This is a genomic window from Microbacterium sp. AG1240 (assembly GCF_003635115.1).
Classification (GTDB): domain Bacteria; phylum Actinomycetota; class Actinomycetes; order Actinomycetales; family Microbacteriaceae; genus Microbacterium.
Map to the genome: position 1 here is coordinate 428,124 of NZ_RBXJ01000002.1, position 9,821 is coordinate 437,944.

The window sequence follows — 9,821 nt, forward strand, 5'->3', positions numbered from 1 at the left end:
ACCGACCTGCGGGGCCGGGCTTGTGGTGGCGCGGGAACGTGTCTTCCGTTACGCCTCGATCGGCCCGAGCCACGCGCTCGCCGCGGTGCCGTGCGCCGACTCGGGGTCGGAGGGGTGGAACATGCCCGCCAGCACGTCGCGGTAGAGGCGCGACAGCTCGTTCGAGGCGAAGTACGATGATCCGCCGGCGACGAGGATGGCCTCGTCGACGACGTGCTTGGCCGAGACCACCGCGCGGTGCTTCACGCCCGACAGCAGCGAGAACCACCTGCCGCCGTGGTCGACGCGCTCGTCGACGTCGCGGGCGAGCGCGGCCAGCTGGGGCGGGAGGGCCTCGTACTCGAGCGCCATCGCGCCGACGCGCCAGCGGATGTCGGGATCTTGGCTGTAGGCCTTGCCGGTCTTCTTCGAACGCCGGCCCGACGCGGCCTCGACCGCGAGATCGAGCGCGCGGCGGGCGATGCCGGTGTACACCGAGCCCAGCAGAATCTCGAACACGCTGAAGATTCCGAACACGATCGGGTCGGGCTGGGGGCCGGGGTCGACGCGACGCACCACGCGGTCGGCGGGTGCGACGGCCCCGCGCAGCTCGGTGGTGCGGCTCTGCGTGCCCCGCATGCCCAGGGTGTCCCAGTCGTCGCGGGCGACCACCGCGTCGCCGCGGGGAACGAAGGCGTAGACCATCTTCGGCGCGTCGGGCGAGGTGGTGTCGAGGCCGTGCACGCCCAGCTGCGTCCAGACGGGGGAGAGCGAGGTGAAGATCTTGGTGCCCGTGAAGGAGTATCCGCCGTCGGCCGTCGGCGCAGCATCCGTTCCGCTTCCGAAGAGCACCAGGTCGTTGCCGGCCTCGCTGATGCCGAAGGCGAAGACCTCGCCGGCCGCCGCTCCCTCCTGCACGAACGCGAGGTCGTCGATGCCCCGGTCGCGCAGCACCTTCGCGACGCCGGTCCAGACCAGATGCATGTTGACCGCGAGGGCTGTGGCGGGTGCGGCTGTCGCCAGTCGCTGCTGCAGAACGGATGCTTCGGCCAACCCGAGCCCGAGTCCGCCGCGATCCTCGGGCACCAGCATCGAGAGGTAGCCGGCCTCTCGGAGCTCCCGCAGATCGGTCTCGGGGAAGGTGTTCTCCCGGTCGTGCACCACCGCGCGCTCGCGGATCCGCTCCAGCAGGTCGTCGGGGAGGATCCGGGCGGGGTCGAACGTGTCGGTCACCCTTCCATTGTCCGCCCGATCGCGCAGCATCCGGCGAGCTCCGGCGCCGTGCGTCCGTCATCGGAGGAGGACATCTCACGAGCGGAGGGCAGGGCGGGAGAGATGGGTACTCCCGCGGTGACATCTCCTCCGTTCGTCACCCGTTTCCGTCCGCGAGCGCCGAGGGGTCGCAGACTGGAGGCATGATTTCCTCCGAGTCGGCCATGGCGTTGCGCGACGCCGGTCTCGTCTGGCGCCCGCAGTCAGGCGATCGCTTCCAGTTGAACGACCCCGAGTTCGACGCCGACGTGTTCACCGTCAGCGAGATGACGATCGAGCCGCGCGCGTATTCGACGGGCACGATCCTCGCCTTCAACGGCACGACCGAGTGGGCGCTCGACTCCGTCGCGCTGCAGGATGCCCTGTGGCTCCCGGCCGAGGAGCAGCTGCGCGAGATGCTGCGCGGAGGATTCCGGATGCTGCGACGCCTGGCCGATACCTACGAGGTAGAAGCCGTGATCGGCGCCGACGTCGTGACGTTCCAGCATCCGGAGCCTTCCGACGCCTACGCGCTCGCCGTGCTCGAGCACCTGCGCCGCATCGCCTGAGTCACACGCCGATCGTGAGCGAGGCGGTGTAACCGGCCGAGACCGATCCCGCCATCGAGGCGATCTGGTGGATGCCGCCGTCGTCGCCGAAGACGTTGTCGCGGGCGAGGGACGTCTGCGCCTGGTTGCGCACGCTCTGCTCGTAGCCGGCCGTGGCGTAGACGACGTCGTTCGTCTCCTGCGGGAGGGCGATCTGCGAGGTCTTCACGATCGGTCCCGTCGCGACGGCCGTGGCGACGTCGTCGTAGACCTCGAAGTGGATATGCGGCCACCGGCCCGAGTAGCACGCGGGATAGATGGAGGTGAAGGTGACCGTGCCGTTGGCGTCGGTCTCCTGCACGCCGCGCAGGTAGTTCTCGTTCTCGATCCCGCTGCTGTAGAGGGAGTAGCTGCCGTCGCGGTCGCAGTGCCAGAGGTAGACGCCTCGCCCGACGAGCGCGGCGCCGGTCGATGCGTCGCGCACCGTGAGGGCGATGGTCAGCGCGACCCCCTCGGCCGTGGTGGTGGACGACCCGAACGACGAACGGATGTCACTGCGGACGATCCCGGAGTCATCGAGCACGTTCACCCCGTTCGAGCCGTCGGCCGGGTACGGTCCGCCGGTCTCGTCGGGCACCTCGTCGACGGGACCGGCCGCGGCGGCCGTCGCGCTGGCGCTCGCCGCGGGGGTCGCGGTCGCCGTGGCCGATGGGGTGGTTGTCGCATCCGTCGCTCGGGTGGCGACCCCGCAGGCCGCCAGCAGCGACGTCAGGGCGACCCCGCCGAAGATGCCCAGGGCGCGGCGCCGGTGGATGAGGGTCTGCACGTCGTAGACGAGACCGCGGTGGTCTTCGTCGATCTCTCGGCCATCGTCATCGGTCCAGCGGGGGTCGGTCATGGCGGTCTCCTCGGTGCGGGTGTGTGCGATGAGGAGAGCCAAGACGACCGCACTATGCGGGCGCTATGCGGAGGCCATGCGGCGCGTCAGGTGATCGTGCGCACCGGCTCGGTATCGGGCGCGGGGCTCGCGTCACGACCGCGCAGGTCGGGGAATCCCCGCACGAAGGCCGCTGCCACGGCGACGCCGGCGACGGCGAAGGCCGTCGCCGCCACGTACGCGCCGCTCGGACCGCCCGCGTCGATGAGCAACCCGGCCACCGCCGAGCCCGCGGCCGCGCCGATGAGCTGCCCGGTGCCGACCCAGCCGTAGGCCTCGGCCGTCTCGCTGAAGCGCACGCTCGCCGAGGTGATCGCGAAGATCACCGCGAGGGCGGGGGCGATGCCGATGCCGGCGAGGAAGAGCGTGCCGCTGAGCCACCACATGTCGAGCGAGATCATGGTGAGCGCCAGGCCCCCGGCGACGATCCCGAGGCGGCGGGCCATCGCCCAGGGGCCCATCGGGATGTGTCCGAAGCTCAGACCGCCGGTGAGGCTGCCGATCGCGAAGACGGCCAGCACGATGCCCGCCTCGGCGCCGCCGTGGCCGAACGTCGCGACGACCCCGGCCTCCACCGCCGAGCAGGCCCCGATCAGGAGGAAACCCGAGACGGTGGCGAGGATGACCGGCGGCTTGGCGAGCACTCGTCCGAAGCCCCGGCGGCTGCGGGGGATCCGCACCCGTCCGACCTCCGGGGAGAGGATGAACCACGCCCCGCCGCCGATGAGGATGACGATGATGAGCAGCAGGGCCTGCACGGTGCCGACCTGGGTGGCGACGAACGTGATGACCACCGGCGCGACGATCCAGATGATCTCCTGCAGCGAGGCGTCGAGCGAGAACAGGGGTGTCAGCTGCTTCGAGGTCACCATCTTGGGGTAGATGGTGCGCACGGCAGATTGGACCGGCGGCGTGGCGAGGCCGGCGAGGAGACCGAGGGCCATGTATCCGGGAACGGGCAGGTCGAGTAGAGCGAGGGCCGCGATCGCCGCGGCGCAGACGATGAGCGTGAGGGTCAGCACGCGGCGCATGCCCCACCGACCCATCCACCGGCTGGTGACGGGGCCGGCGACGGCCTGGCCGATCGACGTCGCGGCGAGCACGAGGCCGGCGGCGCCGTACGACCCCGTGACGTGCTCGATGTGCAGCAGGACGGCGAGGCTGGTCATGCCGTTGGGGAAGCGGGCCGTGAGCTGGGCCGCCATGATGCGCGCGACCCCTCGGGTGCGCAGAAGATCTCCGTAGCCAGCCATGACCGCTCTACGCTACCGACTCCGCGCGGGTTCGCGGCCTCCGTCGTGAGGTCGCGGGTGCGCCGGTTTGCGACACGCCGCGTCGTCTGTTTCCACAGGTCGGTCGATGTCGGTGGGTGCTCGTATGGTCGCGCCTGTGGAGGGATGCTGCGGCCCCTCGCGAAAAGCCCGTCGTTCAGGCTTTTTTCAGGTACCGACTGATGGTCGAGCCTGTGGATGAAACGGTGGACAACCTGTGTTGTACATGGGGAGGGCGGTGGAAAACTACACGAATGTAACTACTACCCCTTGTGGTGTCTTCCGATGTCGGCACCCATATGTAGTATTGAGGTCCCGGCGGCGGTCCACCGGGAAAACCAAGGTTGTGAGGGGAGAAACGGTTCTGATGGCTATCACGGTGTACACCAAGCCCTCGTGCGTACAGTGCACGGCGACGTACCGAGCGCTGGACTCGAAGGGCATCGAATACGAGGTCCTCGACCTCTCGCAGGACGCCGGAGCGCTCGAGCAGGTCAAGGCGCTCGGCTACCTCCAGGCTCCCGTCGTCATCACCGACGAAGACCACTGGTCGGGCTTCCGTCCCGACAAGATCGACGCACTCGCCTCGCGACTCGTCTGACGATGACGGTCGCCACTGGGTTCAGTGCGGCCGAGTCGTCCAGCACTGAATCGAACGCCGCTGCGCCGCTCCTGGTGTTCTTCTCGAGCGTGTCGGGCAACACCGCACGTTTCATCGAGAAACTGGGAGCGCGCGCGGCGCGGATTCCTCTTCTCCCCTCCGAACCACCCCTTCACATCGACGAACCGTACGTGCTCGTGACCCCCACCTATGGCGGGGGACAGGGCCGCGGGGTCGAGAAGGGCGCCGTTCCCAAGCAGGTCATCCGGTTTCTGAACGATCCGGGCAACCGCAGTCAGATCCGCGGAGTCATCTCCGCGGGTAACACGAATTTCGGCGAGCACTTCGGGTTCGCCGGTGATGTCATCAGCCGGAAGTGCTCCGTGCCGCACCTGTATCGGGTGGAGGTCTTCGGCACGCCGGAAGACGTCGACCACGTCAACGAAGGATTGGAACGATGGTGGAAACGGTTCTGAACGATCTCGATTTCAAGACCCAGGCGCGTTTCGAGGGCATGGACTACCACGCCCTCAACGCGATGCTCAACCTGTACGACGCGGACGGGAAGATCCAGTTCGATGCCGACAAGCGCGCGGCGCGGGAGTACTTCCTGCAGCACGTCAACCAGAACACCGTCTTCTTCCACTCGCTGAAGGAGCGCCTCGACTACCTCGTCGAGAAGGAGTACTACGAGCCCGCGGTCATCGAGAAGTACTCGCTCGAGTTCATCCAGAAGCTCAACGACTTCGCCTACGGGAAGAAGTTCCGCTTCGAGTCGTTCCTCGGCGCGTTCAAGTACTACACCAGCTACACGCTGAAGACGTTCGACGGAAAGCGCTACCTCGAGCGTTTCGAAGACCGCGTCGTCATGACCGGTCTCGGCCTCGCCGACGGCGACGAGAAGCTCGCCATGCAGATCGTCGACGAGATCCTCTCCGGCCGCTTCCAGCCCGCCACCCCGACGTTCCTCAACACGGGCAAGGCGCAGCGCGGCGAGCTCGTCTCCTGCTTCCTGCTGCGCATCGAAGACAACATGGAGTCGATCTCGCGCGGCATCAACTCCGCTCTCCAGCTCTCCAAGCGCGGAGGCGGCGTCGCCCTGCTGCTGTCGAACATCCGCGAGGCCGGCGCCCCGATCAAGCAGATCGAGAACCAGTCCAGCGGCATCATCCCCGTGATGAAGCTGCTCGAAGACAGCTTCAGCTACGCCAACCAGCTCGGCGCGCGTCAGGGCGCCGGCGCGGTGTACCTCAACGCGCACCACCCCGACATCATGCGGTTCCTCGACACCAAGCGTGAGAACGCCGACGAGAAGATCCGCATCAAGACGCTGTCGCTCGGCGTCCTCGTGCCCGACATCACGTTCGAGCTCGCCAAGAACGGCGAAGACATGTACCTCTTCTCGCCGTACGACGTCGAGAAGGTCTACGGCGTTCCCTTCGGAGACATCTCGGTGTCGGAGAAGTACCGCGAGATGGTCGACGACGCGCGCATCAAGAAGACGAAGATCAACGCGCGCGAGTTCTTCCAGACCCTCGCCGAGATCCAGTTCGAGTCGGGCTACCCGTACATCATGTTCGAAGACACGGTGAACAAGGCGAACCCGATCAAGGGCCGCATCAACATGTCGAACCTGTGCTCGGAGATCCTGCAGGTCAACACCCCGACGACGTACAACGAAGACCTGTCGTACGACCAGATCGGTAAGGACATCTCCTGCAACCTGGGCTCGCTCAACATCGCCCTGGCGATGGACGGCGGCAACCTCGGGCTGACGGTCGACACCAGCATCCGTGCCCTCACTGCGGTCAGCGACCAGAGCCACATCCGCTCGGTGCGCTCGATCGAAGACGGCAACGACCGCACCCACGCGATCGGTCTCGGCCAGATGAACCTCCACGGCTACCTGGCGCGCGAGCACGTGCACTACGGGTCGGAAGAGGGCATCGACTTCACGAACATCTACTTCTACACGGTGCTCTTCCACGCCCTCCAGGCGTCGAACCGCATCGCGATCGAGCGCAAGCAGGCGTTCGAGGGCTTCGAAGACTCGACCTACGCGTCGGGCACGTTCTTCGACAAGTACCTCGAGCAGGAGTGGGTGCCGCAGACCGACAAGGTCAAGGAGATGTTCGCCGGCCATCACATCCCGACGCAGGGCGACTGGGCAGAGCTCAAGGCTTCGATCCAGAAGCACGGCATCTACAACCAGAACCTGCAGGCCGTGCCGCCGACCGGTTCGATCTCGTACATCAACAACTCGACGAGCTCGATCCACCCGATCGCCGCCAAGGTCGAGATCCGCAAGGAAGGCAAGCTCGGCCGCGTCTACTACCCGGCGCCGTTCATGACGAACGAGAACCTGGAGTACTACCAGGACGCCTACGAGATCGGCTACGAGAAGGTCATCGACACCTACGCCGCGGCGACGCAGCACGTCGACCAGGGCCTGTCGCTCACGCTGTTCTTCAAAGACACCGCCACCACGCGCGACATCAACAAGGCGCAGATCTACGCGTGGCGCAAGGGCATCAAGACGATCTACTACATCCGCCTGCGTCAGATGGCGCTCGAGGGCACCGAGCTCGACATGTGCGTCAGCTGCACCCTCTAGTGCATCGCGCAGGGACTCAGGAAGAAAGAACATGACACCCGAACCGCTCAAGCTGCTCTCGCACGTCGAGGCCATCAACTGGAACCGCATCCAGGACGATAAAGACCTCGAGGTGTGGAACCGCCTCGTGAACAACTTCTGGCTGCCCGAGAAGGTGCCGCTTTCGAACGACATCCAGTCGTGGAACACGCTCACCCCCGACGAGCAGACCCTCACGATGCGGGTGTTCACCGGTCTGACCCTGCTCGACACGATCCAGGGCACGGTCGGCGCCGTCTCGCTCATCCCCGATGCGATCACCCCGCACGAGGAGGCCGTCTACACGAACATCGCGTTCATGGAGTCGGTGCACGCCAAGAGCTACTCGTCGATCTTCTCCACGCTGTGCTCGACGACCGAGATCGACGAGGCGTTCCGCTGGTCGGTCGAGAATCCGAACCTTCAAAAGAAGGCTCAGATCGTCATGGAGTACTACCGCGGCGACTCGCCCCTCAAGCGCAAGGTCGCATCGACCCTGCTCGAGTCGTTCCTGTTCTACTCCGGCTTCTACCTGCCGATGCACTGGTCGTCGAAGGCGAAGCTGACGAACACGGCCGACATCATCCGCCTCATCATCCGCGACGAGGCAGTGCACGGGTACTACATCGGGTACAAGTTCCAGAAGGGCCTCGAGAAGGTCACGCAGGCCGAGCGCGACGACATCAAGGACTACACGTTCTCGCTGCTGTACGAGCTCTACGACAACGAGATCCAGTACACGCAAGACCTCTACGACGCCGTCGGCCTCACCGAAGACGTCAAGAAGTTCCTGCACTACAACGCCAACAAGGCCCTGATGAACCTCGGCTACGAGGCGATGTTCCCGGCGACCGTGACGAACGTGAACCCGTCGATCCTGTCGGCCCTGTCGCCGAACGCCGACGAGAACCACGACTTCTTCTCGGGCTCCGGCTCGTCGTACGTCATCGGCAAGGCCGAGGCCACCGAAGACGACGACTGGGACTTCTGAGCGAGTGAGTCAAAAGAGGGGCGGATGCTGCGGCATCCGCCCCTCTCTTCGTTTCGAAGCCGACGGGGCAAGCCTGAGCCGAGTCCTCCCAGCGGTCGCAGGCGTCAGCTGATGGCGGAATCGGCGCGTCGGGCAGGATGAAGGTATGACGGAGGAACTGCGTACCGTGCTGCACGAGCTCACCGACACGACGATCGAGGGGCCGGTGTTCTTCATCGCGGCCGTCCCGTGGACCCGTGCGGCCGAGGAAGGCCACCCCCCACCGCAGCGCCGCATCTCGTTGGCGCATGCGACGCAGACGCTCGCCGACTACGCCACGCTCGAACAGTTGGACAGTCACGTCAGCCTGGGATACAACTCGCTGCTGATCGGTCAGCGCATCGGTCTTATTCGCGGGGGCGAGGTCGCGGCCGCGTGGCCCGTCGACAACACCGGGTGGCCGTGGCCGGGGAAGCGAGAGAGGGGCGCCGCCTGGGCGTTTCGCGCCGACCCCACTCCCGGCTTCGCGCGGCACGACCGCTCCAGCCGGGGCGTCATCGTGTCGCAGGGCACTCTGACGGATGTGCTCGACGCCGTGGAGGAGGCGTCGCTCGCCGAACCGGAGGAGACGATCGTCATCGCCGGTCAGTGCTACTTCGAGCCGCACTGGCACTGAGCCTGCGGACTGTCGGTCACGGCCCCACTGGCCGGTGGAGCCGTCGGATCTGCTGACCGTGCCTCTCCCCGACGACTCGCACGCCGACGAACCCGCAGTCGCGGCGGCGCGGCAACCGGAGGCGCGTTCTGTATGGTGGGCACCTACGCAAGGCAATGGTGAGCCGGGAAGTCTGGTCGGCAGCAGCCCGAAAGGGCCGCTTCGCCGATCCGAAAGTACTTCGTGAACGTTGCCATCCAGCTCCTCGGAGACCCGCTCGCCGTTCTGTCCTCCACTCGTTCCCAGGGTGAGGTGTCACCGAACGGGGCGCACATCGACGGCGCGCGGGTGCGCTGCGTCGTGTCGGGCGCCGACCTTCGTCCGCACACGAGGTGGCGAGACGCCAGGCACCACCTTCGTCTTTCCGTCGAGGAGGCGGTGCACGCCGTTCGGCGCACCTCGTCCGTTCGCCACCTCGTCGTCGTCTTCGCGCAGGGGTCGCATCGTGCATCCCGGGTGGAACGATTCGTGATGTCCGCGTTGAACCGCACACACGCGAGCCTCGAAAGAGACGTTGCGCGGGATGTGGAGTTCACGGCCGTGAACGTCACCGACTGCGCGAATCCCGAGATGCTCGCGACGCGGTTGCTCGAGGTCAGCCGGTCAACGGTCACCCACGGGGTGGTGGTTCTGGGGTGGGACGAGGTCATCGGCCAACCGGTCGGAAGCGCGGCGCGCCGGGCGCTCAGTTGAGCCGCGGGCGGCCGGACGGCCTGCCCGGTCGATCCGGCGCATACGGGTTCCTCCCGGGTCGGCCGGGTAGGCTCAAAGATGTGACCTATGAGCGTGCGCCCCGGACGTCGGCCTTCGTGCCGGTGTCGGCCGCGCTTCCGCACACGGGCACGAACGGTTACGTCTCCTCGTGGGGCGCCATCCTCTCGGGCACGTCGCCCGCATCTTCTGCGACTTCAGCGCTG

General features: G+C 66.6%; 10 protein-coding genes. 7 read left to right on the forward strand and 3 right to left on the reverse strand.

The genetic code is table 11. The features are described 5' to 3' along the window. Positions 1 to 48 precede the first annotated feature (48 nt). Positions 49 to 1,242: an acyl-CoA dehydrogenase family protein gene (locus DEU34_RS10635; RefSeq protein ID WP_121150137.1), complete on the reverse strand. Its 1,194-nt coding sequence runs from the start codon at positions 1,240 to 1,242 to the stop codon at positions 49 to 51. A gap of 152 nt (positions 1,243 to 1,394) precedes the next feature. Here DEU34_RS10635 and DEU34_RS10640 point away from each other — a divergent pair, with 152 nt between their 5' ends. Continuing rightward, a complete protein-coding gene (locus DEU34_RS10640; protein WP_121150138.1) occupies positions 1,395 to 1,799 on the forward strand; it encodes a pilus assembly protein CpaE in 405 nt (134 codons plus the stop codon). A gap of 1 nt (position 1,800) precedes the next feature. Here DEU34_RS10640 and DEU34_RS10645 read toward each other — a convergent pair whose 3' ends face one another. Both DEU34_RS10645 and DEU34_RS10650 read right to left on the reverse strand, forming a co-directional pair. After that, positions 1,801 to 2,676 carry an intradiol ring-cleavage dioxygenase gene (locus DEU34_RS10645; protein WP_121150139.1) on the reverse strand — a complete coding sequence of 292 codons (876 nt, stop codon included), beginning with the start codon at positions 2,674 to 2,676 and terminating at the stop codon, positions 1,801 to 1,803. Positions 2,677 to 2,762: 86 nt separating this feature from the next. Further along, the gene (locus DEU34_RS10650) at positions 2,763 to 3,968 is read right to left on the reverse strand and encodes an MFS transporter (protein WP_121150140.1); all 1,206 of its coding nucleotides are present in this window, start codon (positions 3,966 to 3,968) and stop codon (positions 2,763 to 2,765) included. Positions 3,969 to 4,353: 385 nt separating this feature from the next. Here DEU34_RS10650 and nrdH point away from each other — a divergent pair, with 385 nt between their 5' ends. The 6 genes from nrdH to DEU34_RS16105 all read left to right on the forward strand — a co-directional run bounded on the left by nrdH (position 4,354) and on the right by DEU34_RS16105 (position 9,597). Then, a complete protein-coding gene (gene nrdH / locus DEU34_RS10655) occupies positions 4,354 to 4,587 on the forward strand; it encodes a glutaredoxin-like protein NrdH (RefSeq protein WP_116647527.1) in 234 nt (77 codons plus the stop codon). 2 nt (positions 4,588 to 4,589) lie between these two features. After that, positions 4,590 to 5,063, forward strand: a complete 474-nt coding sequence (nrdI, locus tag DEU34_RS10660) for a class Ib ribonucleoside-diphosphate reductase assembly flavoprotein NrdI (protein WP_121150141.1) — start codon at positions 4,590 to 4,592, stop codon at positions 5,061 to 5,063. Then, the gene (gene nrdE, locus DEU34_RS10665) at positions 5,045 to 7,201 is read left to right on the forward strand and encodes a class 1b ribonucleoside-diphosphate reductase subunit alpha (protein WP_121150142.1); all 2,157 of its coding nucleotides are present in this window, start codon (positions 5,045 to 5,047) and stop codon (positions 7,199 to 7,201) included. The genes nrdI and nrdE overlap by 19 nt, the downstream gene beginning before the upstream one ends. A gap of 31 nt (positions 7,202 to 7,232) precedes the next feature. Continuing rightward, complete coding sequence (gene nrdF, locus DEU34_RS10670; protein ID WP_116647524.1) at positions 7,233 to 8,210, forward strand: class 1b ribonucleoside-diphosphate reductase subunit beta; 978 nt, start codon at positions 7,233 to 7,235, stop codon at positions 8,208 to 8,210. 145 nt (positions 8,211 to 8,355) lie between these two features. Next, entirely contained in the window at positions 8,356 to 8,865 is a 510-nt protein-coding gene (locus DEU34_RS10675; RefSeq protein ID WP_121150143.1) for a hypothetical protein, read from the forward strand. Between the two features lie 222 nt (positions 8,866 to 9,087). Further along, positions 9,088 to 9,597 carry a hypothetical protein gene (locus DEU34_RS16105; protein ID WP_147424045.1) on the forward strand — a complete coding sequence of 170 codons (510 nt, stop codon included), beginning with the start codon at positions 9,088 to 9,090 and terminating at the stop codon, positions 9,595 to 9,597. Positions 9,598 to 9,821 lie beyond the last annotated feature (224 nt).

Coding starts and splice junctions, on each gene's coding strand:
- DEU34_RS10635 (WP_121150137.1), bottom strand. CDS start 1,242: ATGCTGCGCGATCGGGCGGACAATGGAAGGGTGACCGACACGTTCGAC.
- nrdE (WP_121150142.1), top strand. CDS start 5,045: ATGGTGGAAACGGTTCTGAACGATCTCGATTTCAAGACCCAGGCGCGT.
- nrdI (WP_121150141.1), top strand. CDS start 4,590: ATGACGGTCGCCACTGGGTTCAGTGCGGCCGAGTCGTCCAGCACTGAA.
- nrdF (WP_116647524.1), top strand. CDS start 7,233: ATGACACCCGAACCGCTCAAGCTGCTCTCGCACGTCGAGGCCATCAAC.
- DEU34_RS10675 (WP_121150143.1), top strand. CDS start 8,356: ATGACGGAGGAACTGCGTACCGTGCTGCACGAGCTCACCGACACGACG.
- DEU34_RS10640 (WP_121150138.1), top strand. CDS start 1,395: ATGATTTCCTCCGAGTCGGCCATGGCGTTGCGCGACGCCGGTCTCGTC.
- DEU34_RS10650 (WP_121150140.1), bottom strand. CDS start 3,968: ATGGCTGGCTACGGAGATCTTCTGCGCACCCGAGGGGTCGCGCGCATC.
- DEU34_RS10645 (WP_121150139.1), bottom strand. CDS start 2,676: ATGACCGACCCCCGCTGGACCGATGACGATGGCCGAGAGATCGACGAA.
- nrdH (WP_116647527.1), top strand. CDS start 4,354: ATGGCTATCACGGTGTACACCAAGCCCTCGTGCGTACAGTGCACGGCG.